This is a genomic window from Aureibacter tunicatorum (genome assembly GCF_036492635.1).
GTDB classification, from domain to species: domain Bacteria; phylum Bacteroidota; class Bacteroidia; order Cytophagales; family Cyclobacteriaceae; genus Aureibacter; species Aureibacter tunicatorum.
Map to the genome: position 1 here is coordinate 905,476 of NZ_AP025305.1, position 23,041 is coordinate 928,516.

Here is a 23,041-nt window from a genome sequence, read left to right on the forward strand (position 1 = left end):
AATGTGCTGGTATTTAGTGTTTAATGGTTGTGTTAAAGTTGCGTTATGAAAATGTTTCTTATTGTTAAGCAAGAGATTTTTTGTATTGCACAGGAGTCATTCCCGTGATTTTCTTGAAATGCGTATTGAAAGTGGTCTTTGAACTGAAGCCAGATGAATAGGCAAGTTGAAGAATATTCTCATTGAAGCCGTTTTTTAATTGTTTTTGAGCTTCTTCCACTCTGTAAGCATTAGTGTATTGATAAAAGTTTTTTTCCAATACAGTATTCAAGGCTTCTGATAGATGATGTTTGGGTTGGTCTAGTTTTTCAGCAAGATCATTAAGCGAAAGCTCTTGGTTTAGATAGAGTTTTTCTTTTTTCATTAGCTCTTCCAGCTGATTCACATAGTTTCGAGCTTGTTCGGTTTTTAATCCTGAGTTTTTATATTTGGATGGTTTAATTTCGTTGATAATTTCTTGCGAATCGGATTGCAATAAGTACTTCTGAACGATAAGAATCACAAAGACAAAACCTGAGCAATAACCATGAACTCGAATGAAGAAATTGACTTTTTCAATTCCCAGCAAAAAATTAAACGACAATAAAAACGGGATTAATAAAATAATGATAGGAAACTTGAGCCAACTGATCGCTTCATACTTTTTGGGATCAGAGTAATTAAGGTAAAGGATATAGCCTAAATAGATAGTATTGGAAACAATAGTAGTGATAGCAATGGATATTTGATAGGTGTTAACAAAATATTCTTCACCTGTTAAATGGTAAGAAATAGAACAAAACGCGTAGAATAATAGGCCAAAAAATAACAAGGAAAGGTGGGTTAATTGTTCTTTAAGCTCAAATATCAAATTGTGGCTTTTTTCCATCACATACAAGTAGAGCAGAGCGCCATTGGCAAGAGATAAAGGCACGCTGAAAAGGTGAAGAAAAGAATCCTTTGATACGAAATGGGTTAAGATTATTTTGATAAGAAAGCTGATGCAGGTAATGATCAACCAAAGCATAAGATATTGTTCAGGAGCATTTTTTCTCAATTTTTTCCAAAGCAAATAGCAAGCTATCGCCGATTGTGAAAATGTAGCGGAAATGATGAATTGTATCATTGTTTAAGTTGTATTGCTGATGATAATAAATGGATTTTAAAGATGAATATATGAATCTTTGAATTAAATGGTATGACTTGTCATTTATCCTTTTGTTAATTTAAGGGTTCGTAATTTACTGTGATCGATTTTGATCATTCTCTTTAAAATATTTCATGTTGAATTTTTTATTATCAGGAATGTTAAGCTGTTGTTTTTCTATCGTTTATCAGCGACATTGTCATTGCTAAAACAAACATTAAAACCTCTTCATATGAATACCAACACGACAATCAACATTGTGGGGGGAGGAATCGCGGGGATATCACTGGCTATGGGCTTGGAAAAGTCAGGGATGGAATACAAACTTTTTGAAAAGAATGATTCGCTTACTTATGACTGGGTAGGCCTGGGAATCAGCTCTAATATTTTCCAGATTTTGGAATCTTGGGATGTATTGGAAGAAACAAAAGCTATTGGAGGAGAAATAAGACAGTTTTGCTTTGTTGATAAAAAACTCAATGACCTGTCTATAATGAAGATTTCCAAACCTCCTTTGTCAGTTAACAGGAAATTATTCTATGACTTATTGGTAGACAAGCTTGATCAAAGCAGAATCAAGACAGGCAAGGCGATATATACTGACGATTTTGATACTGATGATTTGGTGGTATATGCTGATGGCATTGATTCAAAGGCGAGAAAGTCGATGCACCCTGATTTGAAGCTAAGGGATTCAGGTCAGTTGCTTTGGAGAGGTATTTCAAATGTCAATTTAGATAAAAGGTTTGTTCATTCTTACCATGATTTTGTTGGAGAAAATCTGCGTTTTGCTATTATTTATTCTGGAGAGGGTTGCTACAGCTGGTACTTGATCAAGGAGGGAAATGTTAACAACTTGTCAAAGGCTGATAAGAGCGACTTGAAAGAATGGGTTAAAGATTATCATTCGGTCATTCACGAAGTGCTTGACAATAGCGAAGGAATCTACTTTTCGGAGTTGAAAGATATAGCGCCTTGCCATCGAAGCAAAAAAGGTTGGCATTTGGGGAATAGCTTGTTGACTGGAGATGCCATACATCCTATGACTCCCAATATGGCTAACGGAGCTTGTTTGGCCATCGAAGGGGCGCATGTGTTGGCGGGATCGCTAAGTAATGCAACCGATAAGGAATTTGAGGAAATCATTGCGGGTTATAAGCAACAGAGATCAGCTAAGGTAAATAGAGTTGTTCATCAATCGTGGTATTTTGGAAAAATGCTTCATCAAAGAAATGCTATTATGGATAAGATGGTGATGAACAGTTTGAGGTTAACGCCTCAGTTTATGTTTGATAAAATTTATTCAGCGGTATTGAAGTAGTTATTGGTCTCTATTCAGTGACATGATGATCAAGAATACATCTCGAGCAACTTTGCTAAGCTCTTCTGTATTGTCTGTGTATTGAAGCCTTCTGAGTTCGAAAATTGGAGCCAATTGCTTTTGCTTGCCTACTTTGTCATAGCAATTGGCCCAACTACCAATGGTGTCCAATTCATTTTTTTGTTCATCAGGACCCGGATAGTGTCTTCTAGTGAGCATATCCACTCCAGCAGGTATGTTTCTTATCCATTGCTCTCGGGTTAGTTGATCCAGGGCGTAGCATGAAGCTCCTGCTTGTCCTTGCCGTACGCCTTTGGCGAAAAACAATTCGCTCATGTCAAGCGGGGTGTTTTGGACAACACCGTATTTTCCAAAGGCGAAAATTTCCAAAAAATATTTGCCATTGTCTAGCCTGAAAAACGTTTGCTCATCATGTGGTAACAGCTCGAAAATTCCGGCGAAGTCTGTGCGTGCCATGATGGGAAAATAGCTTTTGACATAAGCGGAATAATTTATCATAGGACATTCCATATAATGAATCATCAAAGCGCATAAGCCGACAAGCTCGGGGCTGGGTTGAGAAAACGGCATAGAGCTTCGGTGATTGTTGAAAAATAGCCTTAAGGCTTCCGACGCTCTTGATTGCGCTGATTTCATGGACATCATCTCTTCTCTGGCTTGCTTTGTATCCACTGAGCGTATTCTTGTCAATCTTTCTCTTGAAGGGCATGATGGCGGATTGTCTCCGGACCTGAGGAATATTTCAGGAATTTTTGAAAGCTTCAAGCCAACATTTGCTTGAGGATGGAAATCGGGTTTTTCGGATGCGTCAAAGAGGGTCATTGGATTGGTGTTTTGTCCTAGGCTTTCAATTGGACACATAGTGACAAGCATGTCGCTTTGCTTGACAGCTTTTTGGTGAAGAATGTCGACGATTTTTTCGATGCGTTTGAATGTCTCGAGCGTTTTAGTAAGTCCTTCAGGAGTTTCAGGCTCAGGAGTGGTTACAAATTCGGGCACCGATTCATTGGTGGGACGATCGGCGGTGAGCTCAAAGCCCTCTCCTTTGAGAATAACTTCTTTGGCCGCATGCGGTATGCGTAGCGTTTTGAATTTTTTTAGTATGGTTTCCGGATATACTTGAGGTGTTGCAGGTTTCCATGTTCGCCAATTCTTCACTTCCACTTCAAACCCAATATCTCTTTGGATTACCTTGCCGGAATTCAAATTGGAAGGGAAGGTTGTTTTACTTTTATTGGAAGAACCCCTGAACTCATACATGCTTGTTAAACTCTAAAGGGGGCGTGTGGTTGTGAAAAGCATATCAACTCTTTGCAAACATTTGCTTTGATACTCATATTTTAGAAGTAGATATGTATGAGCGTTTCCAAATATCATCAATTTCAAAGAAAAAAAGGTTTGCCGGAGGAGAAGGACTGTATAAAATGCCTCCTGTTTATGAACAACCTATACAAGCTTTGATGAAAGAAAGGGATTTATTGGGAATGGTAGATGTGCAAGGAGGCGATGCATTGGATTTGGAAGCCGTGATGAAGCCTGTATATGATTTGGTCGCAATGATCAAAGCCTATCATGAAACTCCTAGGAGTGAAGAGATTTATCGTAGATTTGAAATGCTGGACTCCATGGAGCATTACATTTACTCATGGCATTCTAGCAATCCGATTCATGAGGAAAAACCTTTGCCTCATCATACAAGGTTGATGATGAGGTTATTGGACGATGTTCAAATAGAGCATGAGATGCTAGTTAGCGAGTTATTGAAGCAAGGGAAAGCTCCATGGCTGCCTGAGGCAAAGCAAAAGATGTCTTCAGTCAAATCCAGTAAACTTCAAGAGTATTGGGCTCAACTAGTCGGAGGAGCTGCGAATATTGAGTTGGCTCCAATGGTGGAGCACGATAAATTGATGCAAGGGCAGGGAGCTCTTGAAAAATGGGTGAAAAAGAAATTTTCCAAATCGAAACAATGGCCTGAGGAATTGTTTGTCAAGTTCATGGCGCTGAATGCAAAATTGCTTACTACGCCATACGGAAGATTGATCTTTGAAAATCTGTTTGAAAATAAAAAAGGAGGACTTATCGTTAGGCCATTTCATGTGCCTGATGAAAATATAGGGAGTATTGTCGCTTGGCCACATGGCATTATTGACAGGAAAAAGGCTGCAGTTAATATTCCTAGTCAATGGAAGGATACTGACATCTCCGTTTATGATGAAACTGCGGATGTGCTTGTCAATGAAAAGCCATACACGCGAGAGGAAGTGCATAGAGTGCCTGAAGCAGGCTTAAAGCGAGATGCCGCATCCATGGAAATGGGAGACATGGATAAAATTGACGAGGAAGATTTGTGGATGGAGGTAAGTTGCAGGCCTGAAACAAAGCAGTCGCCTAAATTCAAGAAAGGAAATGAGGTTTTATTTCCTCGGTTTATTGAATATGGTTCCGCATTAGCGCAAGCTATGAACTTTGTGAATATGAAAGATCAAGCTATTAAGTTGGAAATACAACAAGAGTATAAGGTAAATCCGGAGTTGAAGCCATGGAGAAGTTCCAGACAACATTATGCAGTGACTCAAATCGAAAATCAGCTAAGAGAGGAACATGGCTTGCCTTTGAGAAAGTATATGCACTCCAATACTCGCCCTTTGTGGAAATAATCAATCAACGATTAAAGTTGCTTAAGGATAAATTAGTATATTTAGTGATTAAATATTGCAAATATGTCCATGAATTTATCAAAGCCCCTTAGCGTTTTAATTATTTTATTATCCTTTTTTTCTTGTAAGAGTGATGAAAATTTGGAATCCTCTTTGGATGCTAAGCCAAAATTAGTAGTCAAATTATTGGTAGATCCTGATCAGCGGCGTTTGGGGAATTTAGGTACTCTTGTGGATGTGCCTGAAGGGCACGCGGCTCAAAGCCCTACGTTCAATGCGATAAGCGCTCATTATTTAGAGTTGGCTCCTAATGCGAATACTTTGCTGGGTGCTGGAGAGGTTTTGTATCATGCACCGGAAACAGCCAAGGGAGGTGAAAATGCGATAGAGTTTTCCAAGTCTGAAGTTGTTTACCCAGGAGAAGTCTGGTTGGAAATTCCTTTGGAAAATATTCCAGCGGGATCGTATGAATGGGTAAGATTGTCATTATCCTATCAGAATTATGATATAGTGTTTCACTACAATGGAAAGCCATTTGATGGCACTTTGGCTAGTTTTGTTGGTTTTAATCAATACATCGAATCGTTTAATTTGGGAGATGAATCGGTTAGCGTAAATGAAAATAAAAAACAAGGTTTCTGGGGATTTAAATCAATGGCTGGAGTAGTAACAGGCCAAGTTCCTGAAGGAGCTATTACAGTGCCTAATCCAATATTCAATACTTCTCCGATACCAGCAGGTTCTTGCGTTGTAACAGGAAGTTTTGAAACCCCATTGAAATTGACGGGAAATGAGACGGAAGACATTGTTATGAATTTGTCTTTGTCAATCAACAAGAGTTTTGAATGGGTGGATAATAACAATAATGGACTTTGGGATGTGGATGAAGACGCTGAAGAGAGAATAGTTGATATGGGAGTAAGAGGACTGGTTCCTAGTTATATTTTTTAGTTAAAATTATAATATTTAATTTATTAAATTATCTAATTTTGATTCATTTGAATGGCTCAATTCTAGTATGTTGTTGTAATTTTTCTGAAATTAGAACAAATTTAAGTTTTGTTAAATTAAGTGTTCAATTTTTGAAATAGATGAGAAGGTTAATTTTACTAATTTTATTAATTGTTACTCAGGTCGCTCATGGTCAAATGATAGAGTTTGATTCTGATTATGAAAAGAAGGTTTTAAGTTCATTTGATAAAGATAGATCAGAGTCGCTAGCGTTATTATTTGCCATTAAAAGCGAAGAATTTGATGAGGATAAGCTGACAAATAGAAGGTCTGAGTTAGATGCTTTTGTAAAAGAGCTTAAAAAATCGGGTTTTTTAGATAAACCGAAAAAGAAAAAAGCTAAAATACTTTTTAGAGAAGTACACGATCGTTTTTTTAGAGTATATAATGAGTCAGCATATTTTGATCAAATATTTTCTCAAGGCATATATAATTGTGTGACAGGGACTGCGCTTTATGCTGAAGTTTGTGAGAGATTGGAAATTCCATATCATATAAAAGAAGCTCCCTCTCACGTGTATTTAGTACTTTACCCTAATCAGGAGAGTATTTTGCTGGAAACGACATTGCCGGGAGGTGGGTTTTTAGCTCCAAGCGATAAAATAAAGCAGGAATATGTCAATGGCTTGGTGGAATTGAAGTTTGTAGAGGCTTCTGAAGTATCAAGAAAAGGAGTAAATGTTGTCTTTGAAGAGAATTATTATGAAAAGAGCAATGTAGATTTATTTACTTTAGGAGCTTTTCAATATTATAATTATGCAATAGAAGAGTTAGGTAATAAAGAATATGAAAAGGCATTTAATGCGATTGAAAAAGCTCTAATAATAAAGAAAACGGACAGGTTTGAATACCTTCAAGCCGTTTTATTGACAAATTTGATACAAGATTTGAAATTTGAGTCTGAAAGGGATTTTATATTGATGTCTCATTTTGCTAGAATTAGAAACGATGAAGCGTCTAAAAACTATGTGTTATTTAATTATCAGAGTTTTCTAGAAAAAAATTTAATTGATAATGCCGAGGAACAAAGAGTTGAGGAAGTTTATAAATACTTTGTTAATGAATTAGATTCTGGAGAACTCAAAGAAAAGGTCGTGAAGTCAACGTTATATACTTTTGCCCGTTATCATTTTCATACCGCGAATTATGACAAAGCTTTAATTTATGCAGATTCTTTGCTTGGTGTAAATCCAAAAAATGTAAATGCTAAGTCTATTATTATATCTTGTGTAAGGTCTAAGATTGAAGGAAAGTCAGGAAAGAGGCTTAATGATTTGATATTAGATTATCTTGAGGAATATTCATTTTTGAATGAAAATGATCAGATTATATCTCTTAGGTTGAATAATTTAGCATATATGACTGGAACGTACTTTCATTCTAACGAAGGTGTCAAAGGGAGTAAATCTTTGGAAGAATTGGAAGAGCTGTTGAAAAAAGATATTGATTTTCAAGAAAAGTGGGTGGGCATGGCATTCGCTGAAGCTGGTGCATACTATTATAGAAAAGGAAAACTTAACGTAGCCAAAAGCATATTGAAAAAAGGTATGAAGTATTGTGAAGATTTTCCAGAGTTGAAAGAACGGCTAAATATAGTTAATGAAGTATTATAACTTATTTTGAATCAGTAAATATTTAGAACCCGCAAACTTTATAGATGCGGGTTTTTTGATTTATTTTTGATTTATTATTTCTAATTGCTCCAGCGGTTCTCCTTCTAGTGACATAAGTTTGAATGTCAGGTTTTCATACATCCCGAATGTGGGCTCGTTGCCACCTTTGGGAAGACTAATTGATCCCGGATTGAAGATGATTTTGCCATCTTGTTCATGCAATACGGGCAAATGCGTATGGCCTGAGATAAATACATCGAATGATTCTTGCGACGGAAACGATGATTCAGGTTGGTATAAATGTCCGTGAGTTGCAAACCATTTTTTGCCATCTATGAAAAGTTGTGAATAATCGGCCATCATTGGATAGTCAATGAGCATTTGATCCACTTCGCTGTCGCAATTTCCTCTTACAGCAGTGATTTTGTCTTTGAATTGATTGAGCAATAGAGCAACGGCAGAGGGATTGTATTCTTCAGGCAATGGATTGCGTGGCCCATGATATAAAGCATCCCCCAACATGACTATGTTATCGGGGTTTTCTGATTTGATGAATTCCGCGACTTTTTCCAACCTGCTCAAGGAGCCATGTATGTCCGAAACGAATATGATTTTCATGATAAATAAGGTTTGTGAACTTATGCAATTATAAAAAATGTGGATATGATTGCCATTAATGAAAGACGTTGGCTCATTGGAAAAAGTTGCTTAATGATTACTGTTGCTTGTTCGTTTCGGCATTGTTTCCTTTACATGCCTGGAAAGCTGTCTACAACTTTTACTTTAAGGTCTGGGAAACTTTCAACTACTTGAATTTTAATGTCCGGAAAGCTTTCAACAACTTGCCATTTGCCGCATTTGTCAGGAAATGAGTTTACGAACTTAACTTTGATGTCGGGAAAACTATCCACATATTTTATTTTGATGTCTGGAAAGCTATCAACGAATTTGACTTTCCCATAAAGTTTGATGCCATTCCACTCGCAGTCGCCTGAAGAAAGATAGTGGAGAATAGCTTCTTTTTTTTCCTCTTCGCTTAAATCTGATATTGAGCGACTCTCATTTTCAGAATTGGAATTAGCGTAAGATGATAAGACTGATAAAAATAAAAGAAAAGTGATAGCTGTTTTTTTCATGTTTAAAATAATAGGGTTGGAAAAATAATCCAGAGTGAATATAGCTAAGATTTTTTTATTGACATGTCAAAATAAAATTATTTGCTCTTCGTCCGCACATAGAATTCATACGCCCAATTGATTAAAACTCTAATGGCTTTGAGTTGCTTATTATGTTATAATAATTGAGCATTGCAATGAATAATATATTGAGTCAAAAAGAAATAAAAGAACGATTGCCTCTGCATTTGCAAAAATTTGTGATAGATCAGTCTTACGATTCATACACTGAATTGGATCATGCGAAATGGAGATATGTAATGAGGATGACTCTTCAATATGCTTCAGACTATGCGCATGAGTTTTTCTTGCCTGCATTGAAAAAAATGAACTTGCCAATAGATCGAATACCAAGGATAGAACAGGTGAATAATGCTGTAAATCCCTATGGATGGAATGCGGTATGCATCAATGCATTTATCACAACCAAAACCTTTTTAGAATTTCATAGTGAAAAGATATTGGTAGTGGCCACATGTGTTCGCACGCTTCAACATTTGAAGTATACTCCTTATCCTGATTTGATTCATGATATTTTAGGTCACGGGCCATGTGTTGCATTTTCGCCAATAGAGAGGCTGATGCGATATTTTGGAAAATTAGGCACCAGAGCTTTTTCTTCGCGATTAGATAGCGAATTGCATGATGCGCTTAATAAGCTGTCGATCCTTAAAGAGGAAAAGTCTACAAATGCGCAAGAGATTAATCAAGTGTCTGGATTAATCGATTATCTAAAAGCTTCGTTTTCAGAAGTGTCAGAGATGGAAAAAGTACGAAGACTTCATTGGTATACATTGGAATATGGTCTTGTAGGTTCTTTAGGTACTCCAAAAATATATGGAGCGGGTTTGTTGTCGTCCATTGGGGAAAGCTATAAAAGCCTGAGTCATGATGTTGAAAAAAGACCATATACTTTGGGGGTTTACAATGATGATTTTGATCCGACACAACATCAAAAAAAACTTAATGTTATTAAGGATTTTGAATCATTGGAACAGTTGCTGGAGGAGTTTGCTGCACGGATGGCAATATCTACAGGAGGAGTATGTGGATTGGGCAAACTTATAGATTCAAAAGATATAGGTACTTTAGAATTGGATCATTTGCTGCAAATAACCGGAGAATTTGCTAATATGATAAGCTTTGAAGGAAAACCGGTTTATATTGAATCACGAGATAGAGTAGTATTATCTGTTGAAAATCAAATGTTGAAGAAAGCAAGTAAGGTTCGATCTCCCTTAGGTATTGTTATTCAATGTGTTGTAAATGATGCCTTTAAAGATTTGAAGCTTTTACATCAAGAACTGAAATCAGGAGACCGTATAGAACTTCATTATGACTCCGGTATGTCATTCGAAGGCAACATTGAAAATACAATAATTCATCAAGGAGTATTATTGGTTATTGAAGCAAGTCAACATTATATTTATAACCATGGAGTAAAGAGTTTGGAAGGCGAAGGCTGTACATTGCTATTTGGGAACAAAGTGAATTCTGTTTATGCGGGAGTCGTAGATAAGAATACTTTTGAAGAATATGAACCTATTGTTTCAATGCCGCCATTGCCGGAACACAGTGTAGCGGAGAAAAAGCATTTTGTTTTTTATAAAGAATTGCGAGAAATGCGGCTAAACCATTCAATTGATTTAAAAAGGTTAAAGGAGATATTTAATGCATCCATTGAAAATGCTCCTAAGGACTGGCTGATTATACTTGAGCTTTATGAGTTGATAGGCGCAAGCAATGACAATTTTAAAGATATAGTGAAAAATAAACTTTTGGAGTTGGCTAAGAATGATGATTATAGAGTTTTAATAGAAAAGGGGTTAGCATTGAGAATCTATTAAAATGGGCGTTTATCACGACATGTTCAGTTATTTTAAAGCTTTCTATTTCTGAGTGAAAACATTAAATAGTATGCGTACAAGTCGTGATAATTTCTAATTTTTAAAAATAAAATTGGAAACCAAATGTTAGGGATGAGGTATCAAGATTAAGACCGAATTCCGTGTCTTTAATATCTTCTTCGTCTTTAACTTTTGATTGCGTATAGCCAAAGAAACCATATGATGCTTCTAAAGCGACTGATTTGCTTACGAAGTATGTGATTCCCGGCGTAATTCCAATTCTTAGGCCATTGATTTTTAGTTTGTCACTATCGTGGCCACTGGCATTAATATTTGAAGCCCAGGATTGAGTGCTTGTATATAGAAATTGGCCTTGTCCAAAAAATCCAAAATTCTCATTGATCATTTTGTAGTATCTTACTGTTGGGCCAAAAGCAATTATTCTGTCTTTGTATTCAACTTCTGACCCTTTTTGTGAGCTTTTTTCAAACATAACTCCAGTAGTCACACCTAAAGAAACATTATCTGAAACAAAATATCCAAAGCTTGGCAATAGCTGGAACAGTTGAGTCTTTTCTGTAGATACTTCATCCATGTAATAATCATAATTTATCATAGAAGATTCGGAAATGCTAAATCCTACAGTGCCACCTAGACTGACTTTCCCTTTTTCGATTTGAGCAAAACTTGTAGCTGACAAGAATAGACCAGCGGCTAGTAAAAATAATTTTTTCATTTTGTGTTTTGTTTAGTTTTAGTGTTGTAAAATTATTGGTTAAATTTTAATTATCAATTAATTGTTTGAATTTATTGTAATTAAATTTATTAATAGTATGATTTTGAATTGGTTGCGTAGTGGGGCTTTACGCTAATTCTTTAGGAGTTAACGGAATGTCTTCACGTTTTGGAAAATCTCCTTCCAACCGGATTACATTTTCAAAGTCAGTACTGCTGTCTTGGGAAAAAGTACTATGCAAATGGCTTGTGTATGATATCCAAGGAGGCGCGAAAGAATAGGATTTTTGTCCATTGTGCAATGAGGTGGCAAAGAATGAGCTTGAGGCAGGAGTGCTATGTTTTTCGCTGGCATCCGTGACAAAAGGATTTGCGGCTTTTATCGATACCTTGTCCATCTGCTCAAGTATTTCGAATCCTTTTCGGAAAAACAACATTCGAGCATGCAAGGCATGCATACGTTCATTAAAATCAGGGGCTGGCAGTTCTTTTCGAGCTTTGGATACTACTTTAAGTGGTCTGGGAGGCAATATTTCCGTGCCCATTTCATACATTTTGTTAGCCTTCTTGATATCTTCGATTCTTCTAGCGGCTTTTTGAGGGTGCTTTGCCCGAGAAGCTTCGCCATGTTTTTTCATGCTCAGTTTCGATCGATATTGCATCGTGGTGATTTCATTATCAGCCAAGTCCACATGTTCCATAGGCAATGTGAAACGAACACTTTTGCGTTTTTTGCGAACATTCTCTGGCTTAGCTAATGGAGCAATATCGTCAGTAGTGGCAGATGCAGTCTCATTCCCGCTTTGGAAAAAGTCATCCACAGTTGCTTCGGCGGATAAATCAAGTTGCTCGCTGGAAGCTTCGCTAAGGTCGGCTAGTTCTTTATCATCGGTGATTTCTCGCCATATTTCATTCGCTTTTTGGAAATATGTCCAAAGGTTTTCTCCCTCTGGAAATGGGCCATTGCCTTTCCAATCTTCAAGCGTTTGCCATTGTGGAGTCCAAAGGTCATATTTTCGTCGGATGCTGATCGCTATTAAAAGTTCAAACTCCCTGTTGACATCGTCATAAAGAGTAAGAATAGTGAATAATGCCGGCGGATATGTATTACCTCCTTCGCTCACTTTAATAGGCCTAGAATGGTAAAGTTGAGAAATTTGGCTTTCAAGTTCTGTCAGCAGATGAAGTCTTTTGAATACGCTTTTTTCATCTAAATATTTCTCAAAAAGAATGTACTGGGCCAGAAGTCTTTCAATGGCACCTAATTGTGGAATTTGAGCTCTTTGAAAAGGTCCGAAAGCTATCGGGTTGGTCTGGACGATAAATTGTCCTGGACTCATGAGACATTGCATGACAGGAGAAGAGGAACCAACAGCTGATTTTGCAATACCTCCCGAACCAATGGCTCTAGCTTTTGTTGATGCTTTATTTTGATTGGTGTGTAGGTACATTCACTACTTTTATCATACAAGTCTTAATAGTATATTAATTATGAAGCATCTGTTTTGTTCGTTATTCTTTAGAAGATAAGGTATGCTAACATCTTGAGCGCAGAACCCAAAAGCACGCAAAAAATCAAGAAGTACATAGGCAGGAATGCGTACATGAATCCTTCTCCATTATAATGGTGGCTTATGTTAAAATAGGTTGATATTTTTTCTGAAATCCCCCATAGGAAAATATAGATGAAAAAAGCTGTTGAAAGCAAGCCTACCATTTTGAGGGCATAAACAATAGGAACAGGCGGGAATATGCATAGTATGGTTGCATAACAAGTCCAAAGCATAAAGACATGAGCTCCATAAAACATAGTGTTCATAGCATTGAATCGTGTTACTAGTATAATGATAACGATGATAGAGGCAAAAGCTAAACCTTGTTCGAAATAATACTGAGTGAAAAATGCGATCATAAGCCTAATGATTTGATCGTTTTTTGTCTGCTTGAATGCAAGCTTTTAATGAATGAAGATAGTGGTGAAAAAACGGAATCGTCGAGGCATTCTTTAAATTCATGAGCATGGTATTCATTGGAAAATATCTCATCGCATGTCTTTAGTATTTTTTGGCTAAGAAGGAGATCCCCTCTCAAGATGGCAATCTTGGCTAGTCCATAATATGGTTGTGTAAAATGATCGTTACCTAAATCTTTGCCGCCATTATAATATGCTTCAGCTTTGTCGAGGAGGTTGTTATTCTTATATGATGAGCTATTTTCAAAAATAAAAAGATAGGTTTCAGCACAGAATATAGTATTTGAAAAATCATTGGAATCATTATTTAGATTTTCCAACTCATGCAATATTAATTCAATATAATTTTCAATATGGGGATTAGCTGCTAAGGCGCGTTTTATTTTGATCAGTTGTTTTATTACCGTGACATAATTGCTAACATCGTAAAAGCTTTTTGATTTGGTGCTTAGAAGTTGTTCGTAGTATTTTTTTGATTGATTCAAATAAGTCTCTTGCAAATTCAGATCATGTGTTTCTTTTGATAAGAGTGAGAAAGCGTTGGCAAGTTTACTGCAATTCTCATTGGAAGAATCATAATCTATAAATCGACTCATAAGGCTTCGCATATGGTCATATTCCTCAGTGATGAATTTGCTGGGGAGCTGGTTTTTTTTCCATTCCAAAGCTCGTTTCATTTCAGAAACCCATTGGACAATTTCCAATTCGTCTTTTTCAATAGACAGCTCAAAATACAATTGTTCATACTTACTGAGAAGCTTTTGTATGTCTGCGAAATTTGTGATTTTTAGGCTATGCAAAGTGTATTTGATTGTAAAATACTCGCATGCATGATGATTTTTATCCAGCAGATATGCATGGTGAAGCTTCTTGAGCACTGCTTCGATAGGTTTAGTCTCAAAATTTTTATTGATTTGAAGTTGCTCAAACAAAGTCATGGCTTTTTGAGAATGATATTGCGAGTCTTTTATGTCTTCCCAATGATTAAATTGCTCCAAAGCATGTTCTATGGCTATGTTTTTATTAGCCAAATCATTATGCGCGTCAGCTAGTGATCTGTAGATCATCAATCTTTCGTGATGAAAATAAGGGTTGCTTTCGCTGTATTTTTCAACCTCTTCAAGTGCTTTAAGAAGGTCATTCAATAGCTCAATTGGATGGTCTCCTAATTTATTATAATGTACATCTATCAATGCTTGATAAATGGCAGAGGAGTAAGTCGCTGCATATTCTTTTCGGGTTTCTTTTTTGTTTAGATCAAGAATATTGTGGCCAATAAAAGCCATATTGTCGAAGTCCTCTATGCCGGACAGTTCATCAAGTTTGGATAAAAATGCATTTTCAATTTTTTCAGGCTCTGTATTCAAATACAAAAGAAAAATATCTGCTCTGATGGACAAGTATGATTTCCATAGAAACAGTTCTTTTTCCATGATTTTATAAGTCTCTTTGATGAAAATCAATTGAGTTTTTTCACGTTCTAGCGAGCTGTAACCAAAGGTTAATTTTTCGAAGTACTTTTCTATAGTTCTCTCATAATCATCGAGAAAATCCAGAGCTTTTCCATTTTTTTCTGTTCGACTCAATGAATTCATGACAAGAAAACCGTCTGGCTTTTGGGCGTTCATCTCTTGGATAAATGCCTTGAGGTTCTTTTCTGAGAAAATTTGCTTAATGTCCATGATAAGTCGAATATAGATAGCCTAAAGATTAAAAAACATATGAAGATTGGCATCCCTGAAAATGGGGATATTTAACAGTTGGAAATTTAACAATGCGTAAATGAAGCAGTTTTATATGTTATGTATGCGCAACAGGATCGTAAGATAAGCAAAAAAAATAGCCAGACGAACTCGAAGTTGGCTGGCGATAATCCTGTGGTGCAAAGAGCTGTTGGTTTTGAATTTGGATATTGTCCATGGATACTTTTCAAGACAGTTGAGAAGCACCCGCATGAGACGGATGCTGAAATATTGGCTAAGCAGATGTACAAGAAAGGCGATTGTGTGCATGAAGCGGAATTTTGGAAAACAACAGCGGATACTTTTTCCACTAGAGAATCTTATGTTGAGATCATTACAAAACCCTTCGAAGAAGATGAAAACGGGCTTGTTCAGCTCAGTAACGTAATGGATCAGATTGAAGAATTTTTAAATGCTGTGCTGCAGACAGAGTCCAAGCCAATGATTGGAGAAAATGCGGTTGCGCTTAAGAATGTGCCTATCAAGACAGGACATTTGATTGACCAGCAAGCCAATGTATTATTCAGAGATAAAGCATTGCCGACATGTGTGCCTCAGGCTACCGCTGGCATAAGGTTGGATAAGTTGACGGATTTATATTTTCACTTGGGACAGCATGAGCCGGGAGATCCGGATTTCGTCAAAGAAAAGAAGAAACCGGGATTGATGGCATTGATGAGAGATAAAGGAGATAATAGCGAAAAGGCATCCCATGCTTTTATATTGCGAAAAATAGCGGATATAGCTTTCGAGCTCGCCAGAATGTTGGAAACCATTATCAATGAGCCAGTAAGCTCTACATTCATAGGTTTTGTGTCTTTGGTATTGACATATCTTATCTGCGGCAATAGCGGTTCGGAGATTTACGCTAAGGGTTTTACGTCTTTGTTGGCTCGCACAGACTTTGCGACAATGTTTAAAATGCTTCCCGAGGTGGAGCAACAGGTTTTGAAAGAAAATGACGGAGAACTGTGGCTGGAAATGATAGAAAATACTTTGCCACAGGATCAACGAAGATTGGATATGCCATTTTTTACCCGAGGAATTTTCAGAAAAGAAAAACCTATATTTCATCAAATACTCAAAGATCTTTCAAAAAGGAAATGGCTTGTCGGCATGACGGAGGGGGTCGATTATTTGACGGAAAGGCATTTTCCAAATAGATTCAGAGCTTATGAGCTGGAATCTCTGGGAGCTATGGGGGAACAAGTGGACATGGTGCAGGGTTTGCCTGCTCCAATTATTGAGTTCAGAGGGTGCCAAGGCCGTATAAACATGCAACAAACAAGAGATTTCGCTATAAATACCTTGAAGTTTGTCAGATCTTTGCACGATGGAGCGGGAACTTTTTGGGGAGAATAGTTTTAAGTGTTGCTTTATTATATCTTGAAGAGGTTGTTGAAAAATGGAGATATAAATTTATGGATTTGACAAAGTATAGAAGTTATTTGCTGGGAGAAGGCAATGAGTATATTTGTGATACACTCGAAAGCTTTGTTGATGCTATTGCCTTGCCTACACCTTTTCGTAAGAATGATGGGGTAAGCTTTATATTTATAAATCAAGGTCGCATAACAGTAAAGGTAGGCTATGAAGTTTTGGTTTTGGAAGCGAGCCAGATGCTCGTGGTCCAATTAGGAAAGCCGTATTCTATTGAATCAGCATCCCATGAGATCCAAGGTTATGTCTTAAGTATAAAAGATGGAGGCGTATTGGGGACTATGGGAGACCATTCATTGATTTTTCATTTAGATTTTTTGGATACATGGAGCAATTCTTTTTATGAAATCAATCATTTGCCAGTGAAGTTTATCGAAAATATTTTCAGCAGAATTTATTGGCAGTATAATCATGATCGTCAAAATTTGATGATGGTAAATGCTTATGTGATTACTTTAATGCTGGAAATGAATGGGCTTTATAACGAAATGACTAATATCAATCGCTCGGCCATAGATTTAAGTAGAAAATTCAAAAAACTGGTTTATCAGCATATTGAAACTCAAAATAGCGTATCGAGCTTCGCGTCTTTGCTGGCTGTAAGCCCAAACCATCTTAACAAATCAGTAAAGTCGGCTACAGGCTATTCAGCTTCGGAGCTTATTTCTAAAATTAAGATTATAGAAGCGAAAGTGCTGTTGATGCTTGCGGATACTACGGTTGCGGATGTTGCTGTTAGATTGGGCTTTGAAGATCCTTCCTATTTCAGCAGATTTTTTAAAAAGCATGAGAATACTTCACCGTCTGAATATCGCAAAATGATTGATATGTCCTCATTGTAGCTTTATATAGCCTAACAGGCTTATCATTATAACTTCGACATTTGTGTTGTCACTAAATAACACAAAATGAGTATTTTAAAGAAAATAAATATAGGGTTTATTTTAACTCCCGGTTTTAGGCCTGCCGATGTGATTGAATTGGACGCTGTTTTTAGATTTCACCCAAGGAATAAAGTTTTTTATTTATCTGAAGATTCGCATTCGAAAATATATGGAAAGTCTGGAATGGGAATGGTTTCCGATACTTCATTTGAAGACTGTCCCAAGCTAGACGTGTTGGTAGTTGGAGAAATGGATGATAGCGCTTTTTTCAATGAGAGCTTGTTGTCGTTCATTGTCAAGCAATCTCATCAAGCTCAGTATGTGATTGGCATTTCCAATGGAGTGAAATTGCTTTATCAAGCCGGGGTATTAAGCCAACAACAGGTGACGGCTGATAGACGAACTTTAGAGGACTTGAAGACAAGCGACTTGAGGCTTGTGGATGAAAGGCGATTTGTCAGAGACGGAAAATTTATCACTTCTGGACCTTCCACAGGAGCTATTGAAGCGGCTTTTTTTGTTTTTGATCAGTTTAGAAGCACTTGGTTGACAAAGTTCACTGAATTCACGCTTGAATATGATGCGCATATTCAGTTCCCGTTGAAAAAAGAAATCATACTTGACAAACCTTTGGATTTGAAAGCTTTAAATGTGGGTGTGTTAACAACTCCTGGCTTATATTTGCCTGATATTATGGGTGCTGTCGATGTGCTAGGATCATTGCCAAATGCAAAGTTTTATTACTTAAGCAACGAAAAAGGGACCTCAAATTCAATTATCAACTTTGGAGCTCAGGTTATTTCAGACACTACCTTTGATGAATGCCCTCAATTAGACGTTTTGATTGTAGGAGCTACGCATCCTCGTTATGTTTCGAATGAACGGGTGATTAAGTTTATCCTAAAGCAGGAAAAAAAAGCGGCTTCGGTTATCAGCGTCTGCGCAGGAACATTTATCATTGGGGCTACGGGACTGCTTCGAGGACGAAATGCGGCGACTAATTATCATCAAGTGTCTGACTTGCCTATGATAGGAGCCAAGATCGCAGGCAAAGAAGTAGAATGCGATGGAAAATTCATGTCAGCCGGACCTGCTGTAGGCTCTTATGAGGTTGGGTTGAAAGCGGTGGAGGTGCTAGCTGGTAAAGAATGGGCTCAGTATATTGAGCATGAGGTTTTGGAGTTTTCTCCCAACCCGCTTTATGGAACCAATCCTCGTAATGCGTCAAAATCAATTTTGAGTGTTACTCATTTTGCCTCTTTTTTCCTCAAAAGAATTTACAGGCCATTTATCAAAAAAGGACTGGCTATTGGAAAGAGCTAATTTATATGAGAATAGCATCGGTTCATAAAGCACAGAAGCTCTATTGCTTGATTTTATTGATTTAGGCTAGAGCTTTTTGTTTCTTTTTCTTCTTTTTTTCTTTGTGCTTAGACCTTTCTTTTTCAACTGGAGTTTCATCTTTTTGCGTTTGTTCTAAACTCTCTTGCCTTGTATCTATATCGTCTTCATAAATCTCTCTTAAGCTTTCTTGTCTTGAGTCAATATCATCTTTCGTGACCTTTGAAGCCATTGGGGGAACTTCTGGAAAATCCTTCATTTTAAGTTCCGCATCCGGTTTCGAGGCAAAGCTGATTAGAGGTTCAGCAGCTTCTGATTTTTTGACTTCAGGACGGAAGAATTGTTCTTCAGGACTTTTACTCGCAGGTAATTTGACTTCACCCAATGATAAATTGGGTAGTTGCAAAGCAGGATCATCAAATGTGTTAATGCTTGGAGTTTCATGATCAACTTCTAGAAGTTCGTCAATGCTTACTTCAGGAACTTTTCGCTTTTCAGTAGATACATGCACTGGAAGCACTTTTTCCTCTTCAGTCATTTCACATGACAGCCCTCTGGATACGCAAAATTCATTGAAGCTATTCAAGCTGATGCCATGTAAAATAAGACCTACTCCTTCAGTGGATACAACTTGACTAAAACTTCTGTCTCGTTCCAACCTTTGTTTTAATTTCTCTTGTAAAATATCAACAACCTGATCATAGGATTTGCCCTTAGCAAGAAGGTCCCTCGCTTGATTTGATAGGTATGTGCTGGCTAAATAAACCCATTGGCCAACTATGTTTTCATCGCTATCTTTTGATTGATCATTAGTTACAAGATCTCTTATTCGACTGTAGTCTTCTTGTTTGCATTTTGCTACAAGATCATATTTACTTCTGTATTGAGCAGAGGTAGGGTCATGAGTTAAAAATTGACTATTGCCTAAAGCGATTCGGTGCAATGCATCGGGATTGACTTCCAACCTTTTTTGTTTTGGTTTGCAGACTAACTTTGGGGAGCTGGTAATAACACTTGGTCCTATTTGATCGTCTAGAGACCTTTTGATTGCTAAATCAATGTCTTGCTGTTCCTTTAATCTGATTAATTCATTGACACTTTTGGCATCAGTAGTTCTTTGTTCTTCACTGTTTGTACCTGTAATTATACCACATGTAACATCTGCAACAACATTTTCATAAGCTGCTCTATCTAATTCATCTTCAGTCAGTGGTTCTGTAGAATCCTCTTTGAGCTTTGTTTTCCACTTTTCCACATTTGAAGTAAACTCCTCGGGAGTTAGTTCATATGGTTTAAGGTGTCCATGCCAATACAAGCTTGAATCTTGAATCTGAGACTTAGGTTCAGCGTGCCTGTGACGACTGGATTCCGGTTCTGTAATGAGCCCTGTAGTCACTTTTCTGACTAATTCATTGTAAGTGGCTTTATTTAATAACCTTTCCAGAGCGTCTGGAGACATTGATTCATTTCCTTTTTGAAACGTTGGCGTGCTTCGATATTCTTTTTTGAGTTTATTAAACTCTTTAATAAATGTAGCTTGAGTGATTGAAGCTGGTTTGGTGTACGATTCCCAGCCCTCCAAGCCAGAACTCGTCTCAGGAATATCCAGAGTGCTAAGTTTTTCGCTTTGCTCTTGAAGTTTTTTGGCCAATTCCGCGTCTTTTTCTGTCTGTTTGTCTAGCTCTAGTTTTTCAAATGCGGCAATTTGAGCGGCTATATCGGCATCATTGAATGTTATCTCGTTGCTCTCATCAGCGATGGATACTGATGGAAGCGCAGGTGATTCTGGTGGAATTGCTGGCGTAACGGTCACAGTCTCCATCTGCTCAATGTTGTCTTCGGGTATTGGTTCTGGATTAGGAGTAAGAAATAGGTTGCCATAAGTCGTGACCACTCCCGGCATGCATAGATATGTAGGATCGTCAGGTTGCATTTCTTCTTGAAGAGCTTCCAGATAACTTGCATAAGCGACCAAATGGTAAAACTCTTCCTCAGTATACCCAACTGGATTAACATCAGTAGCTTGTTTTATGAAATCCCTTACTTTTTGATAAGCTGCTCGGTAGCCTTCGTCCATATCAGGAGTAGCTTCGGTATCCATTTCACAGACAAATAGTTTTCTTTGTGTTTGGTTGATGATCGCTACGGCGGCTTCAAAGTTTTTTCTTCTAACTAAATGTCTTACATAGTCGACATATTTCGGATTTTTTGGAGTAATCTCATTAAGGTTCCATAGAGGGTTAACTAGCGAGAGTCCAAGCTGGGCTATTACTTCATCGTTGAAAGTGTATTCTGCATGAGCAGCATATAATGCAAGGTGCATTAGGTCTTCGTCATCAGCAACTGACGGTTGTTTCATGTGTTGTTGAACATCTTCAAGGTACCTCCAAAATGTGTCTTCATATGTAAATCCAGCTTGAAGTCCTCCTGTTATCGCATTTTGCCTTAGCACTTTCACATGCTCTGTCTCAAGGCAATGTCCATACTTTTCTATTAATCTGTGCAGATAATTAACATATCTGGGATTTTCCAAACTCATATCTCCTCTTTTCCAAGGATTGTAGCCTCTGTTGCTGTGATTATTATCTCTGCTTATCTGCCCTTTGCTCTTCATCGGAGGCGCGGAAGGAGCAACAGGCTCCAGGACTACAGGCGGCATTGGGCCAGTATAAACTTCAGGCTGAGGAGGAAATGGGCCATAAGCTCCTGGCGGAACAATTTGTTCTTCGGCAGGCTGATGCCAATATTCTTGTGGAGGCTGATCAGCGTAATAATATTGTTGATCTTGTTGATCAGGGTAGTAAGTCCCAAATTCATCATAAGCCTCTGGAGGAAATTGCTGTTGGTCATAATGTGTTTGATCCTCGTAATAAGGCTGATCAGCATAATATCCTTCGGGTTCGGGAGGAAAATATTGTTGGGTATTCGGCTCATAAGGAATTCCTGTGTCAACATAGTCCTGCTGAGGTTGGTAAGGAACTTCAGGTTCGAGTAAGTTTGGATGGGGATGTGTTACTTCCTCGGGAGGAATGGTCAATTCTTCTCTCACAGAGGGAAGAGGGTTTTCGTATCTAACATCTTCTGGAATATGATATACTTCACGAGGAGGAATAGTCGTGCTTGTATCCAAGGGAGGCACATATTGAGGAGCTGTCGGGAAGTTTTGGCCGTTGAATTCAGGATCCGGATTGTCATAAGTTGTAACTTCTATCGGGTCGGTTTCTTCTCTAACAAATACCGGATCAGGTTCATACTCTTCAATTGGAGGGGTTCGCTCAGGTGAATTATCTATGGAAGTGTCATCTGGTGGGTGATTAATATCGTTTTGTTTATTTTTCTGATATTTTTTTCTGAGTTCCTTCATTCGCTCAGATTCTTCATGAACAGGCTTCCTTTCTTGTTCTCTTTTTCTTCGTTGTTCGGCTAATTCTTTCCTCTTCTTTCTTTTTCCTTTCAGCGTCCTTTTCCGCTGCGGATTTTCTGCCGGTGGGTCTTGGTTTTTGTTTATAGACAAACTTATCACTTTCTTCATCTGTCAGCCCTACTACTTTGCCTTCATCGTCAACTTTTTGCTTTCTTTTTACATCTACGCCAACCCATTGATCAGCATATTTTTTGATGCCTGTTGTTAGCTCGATTTCTCTATCATCGCTTCTAATTTGACGGAGAGTTTTGCCAAATCTGTCGGGGTGATAATCAACCAAATTTAACCTTTGGTCTGCAAAGTCAGTTTGAGCGCCTAACGTATTCAATTGAGCCCATTCGTCTTTGAGCGCGTTGGCTTCTTCTTTGGTTTGTTTTTTCTTCTTTTTGTTGCCAAACATTGCTTGAATGGGAGTAGCTTCGGCTTTGGTTTGATTTCCAGCGCCTTTATAATTGCTTTTTCCCAATCTTTTTTCTTTGAATGTCTTCATGCACAGATCCTACTTCCCGTCGTGGATCTAACTTCATTATTTTGAGTTAGTTTGACGAGCGTATTTACGTAGGTTTGATAATAAAGCCTTTGCTTTTTCTTATCTAAAGAATTTAAAAATAATGATTCGTTTATATTATAAATATAAAACTCTTAAATATGGGTTTTTGGGTTAATTTAGATTAAAGTTTATGAATGAAGGAAAAAGCTGCAACGCTAACAAGCATGCTGGCGCTGCAGTTT

Annotated in this window: 18 protein-coding genes; 8 read left to right on the top strand and 10 right to left on the bottom strand. The window is 37.6% G+C overall.

What is annotated here, in order from left to right:
* Nucleotides 1-64 precede the first annotated feature (64 nt).
* On the bottom strand, nucleotides 65-1,105 hold the full coding sequence (locus AABK36_RS03930; RefSeq protein WP_309937730.1) for a helix-turn-helix domain-containing protein: 1,041 nt from the start codon (nucleotides 1,103-1,105) through the stop codon (nucleotides 65-67).
* 253 nt (nucleotides 1,106-1,358) lie between these two features.
* Between AABK36_RS03930 and AABK36_RS03935 the strand changes: the two genes are divergently transcribed.
* Nucleotides 1,359-2,447, top strand: coding sequence for an FAD-dependent monooxygenase (locus AABK36_RS03935; RefSeq protein ID WP_309937731.1), 1,089 nt, complete (start codon nucleotides 1,359-1,361; stop codon nucleotides 2,445-2,447).
* On the opposite strand, the gene AABK36_RS03940 is transcribed toward AABK36_RS03935, so the two are convergent.
* Entirely contained in the window at nucleotides 2,448-3,728 is a 1,281-nt protein-coding gene (locus AABK36_RS03940; protein WP_309937732.1) for a hypothetical protein, read from the bottom strand. It lies immediately after the preceding gene.
* A gap of 92 nt (nucleotides 3,729-3,820) precedes the next feature.
* On the opposite strand from AABK36_RS03940, the gene AABK36_RS03945 reads away from it, so the two are divergent.
* From AABK36_RS03945 to AABK36_RS03955, 3 genes are all read left to right on the top strand, one after another.
* Nucleotides 3,821-5,125, top strand: coding sequence for a hypothetical protein (locus AABK36_RS03945; RefSeq protein ID WP_309937733.1), 1,305 nt, complete (start codon nucleotides 3,821-3,823; stop codon nucleotides 5,123-5,125).
* Nucleotides 5,126-5,188: 63 nt separating this feature from the next.
* Nucleotides 5,189-6,076, top strand: coding sequence for a hypothetical protein (locus AABK36_RS03950; RefSeq protein WP_309937734.1), 888 nt, complete (start codon nucleotides 5,189-5,191; stop codon nucleotides 6,074-6,076).
* Between the two features lie 140 nt (nucleotides 6,077-6,216).
* The gene (locus AABK36_RS03955; RefSeq protein ID WP_309937735.1) at nucleotides 6,217-7,749 is read left to right on the top strand and encodes a hypothetical protein; all 1,533 of its coding nucleotides are present in this window, start codon (nucleotides 6,217-6,219) and stop codon (nucleotides 7,747-7,749) included.
* A 60-nt stretch (nucleotides 7,750-7,809) separates the two neighbouring features.
* On the opposite strand, the gene yfcE is transcribed toward AABK36_RS03955, so the two are convergent.
* Nucleotides 7,810-8,367, bottom strand: a complete 558-nt coding sequence (gene yfcE, locus AABK36_RS03960) for a phosphodiesterase (protein WP_309937736.1) — start codon at nucleotides 8,365-8,367, stop codon at nucleotides 7,810-7,812.
* Between the two features lie 131 nt (nucleotides 8,368-8,498).
* Complete coding sequence (locus tag AABK36_RS03965) at nucleotides 8,499-8,885, bottom strand: 7(1) septoil knot domain-containing protein (RefSeq protein WP_309937738.1); 387 nt, start codon at nucleotides 8,883-8,885, stop codon at nucleotides 8,499-8,501.
* Between the two features lie 176 nt (nucleotides 8,886-9,061).
* Here AABK36_RS03965 and AABK36_RS03970 point away from each other — a divergent pair, with 176 nt between their 5' ends.
* Nucleotides 9,062-10,771: an aromatic amino acid hydroxylase gene (locus AABK36_RS03970; protein WP_309937739.1), complete on the top strand. Its 1,710-nt coding sequence runs from the start codon at nucleotides 9,062-9,064 to the stop codon at nucleotides 10,769-10,771.
* A gap of 100 nt (nucleotides 10,772-10,871) precedes the next feature.
* Here AABK36_RS03970 and AABK36_RS03975 read toward each other — a convergent pair whose 3' ends face one another.
* From AABK36_RS03975 to AABK36_RS03990, 4 genes are all read right to left on the bottom strand, one after another.
* A complete protein-coding gene (locus tag AABK36_RS03975) occupies nucleotides 10,872-11,507 on the bottom strand; it encodes an outer membrane beta-barrel protein (protein ID WP_309937740.1) in 636 nt (211 codons plus the stop codon).
* A 127-nt stretch (nucleotides 11,508-11,634) separates the two neighbouring features.
* The gene (locus AABK36_RS03980) at nucleotides 11,635-12,957 is read right to left on the bottom strand and encodes a hypothetical protein (protein ID WP_309937741.1); all 1,323 of its coding nucleotides are present in this window, start codon (nucleotides 12,955-12,957) and stop codon (nucleotides 11,635-11,637) included.
* Nucleotides 12,958-13,025: 68 nt separating this feature from the next.
* Nucleotides 13,026-13,418: a hypothetical protein gene (locus tag AABK36_RS03985; RefSeq protein WP_309937742.1), complete on the bottom strand. Its 393-nt coding sequence runs from the start codon at nucleotides 13,416-13,418 to the stop codon at nucleotides 13,026-13,028.
* On the bottom strand, nucleotides 13,415-15,160 hold the full coding sequence (locus AABK36_RS03990) for a hypothetical protein (protein WP_309937743.1): 1,746 nt from the start codon (nucleotides 15,158-15,160) through the stop codon (nucleotides 13,415-13,417). Before AABK36_RS03990 ends, AABK36_RS03985 begins: the two co-directional genes overlap by 4 nt.
* A gap of 120 nt (nucleotides 15,161-15,280) precedes the next feature.
* Between AABK36_RS03990 and AABK36_RS03995 the strand changes: the two genes are divergently transcribed.
* The 3 genes from AABK36_RS03995 to AABK36_RS04005 all read left to right on the top strand — a co-directional run bounded on the left by AABK36_RS03995 (nucleotide 15,281) and on the right by AABK36_RS04005 (nucleotide 18,867).
* Nucleotides 15,281-16,582: a hypothetical protein gene (locus AABK36_RS03995; RefSeq protein ID WP_309937744.1), complete on the top strand. Its 1,302-nt coding sequence runs from the start codon at nucleotides 15,281-15,283 to the stop codon at nucleotides 16,580-16,582.
* Nucleotides 16,583-16,641: 59 nt separating this feature from the next.
* Nucleotides 16,642-17,502 (top strand): helix-turn-helix domain-containing protein, encoded by an 861-nt coding sequence (locus tag AABK36_RS04000; RefSeq protein WP_309937746.1) that lies wholly within the window; start codon nucleotides 16,642-16,644, stop codon nucleotides 17,500-17,502.
* 66 nt (nucleotides 17,503-17,568) lie between these two features.
* Nucleotides 17,569-18,867: a DJ-1/PfpI family protein gene (locus AABK36_RS04005; protein WP_309937747.1), complete on the top strand. Its 1,299-nt coding sequence runs from the start codon at nucleotides 17,569-17,571 to the stop codon at nucleotides 18,865-18,867.
* A gap of 61 nt (nucleotides 18,868-18,928) precedes the next feature.
* Here the strand turns inward: AABK36_RS04005 and AABK36_RS04010 are convergent, their stop codons facing one another.
* Nucleotides 18,929-22,249 carry a hypothetical protein gene (locus AABK36_RS04010; protein ID WP_309937748.1) on the bottom strand — a complete coding sequence of 1,107 codons (3,321 nt, stop codon included), beginning with the start codon at nucleotides 22,247-22,249 and terminating at the stop codon, nucleotides 18,929-18,931.
* A gap of 13 nt (nucleotides 22,250-22,262) precedes the next feature.
* Nucleotides 22,263-22,799, bottom strand: coding sequence for a hypothetical protein (locus tag AABK36_RS04015; protein WP_309937750.1), 537 nt, complete (start codon nucleotides 22,797-22,799; stop codon nucleotides 22,263-22,265).
* Nucleotides 22,800-23,041 lie beyond the last annotated feature (242 nt).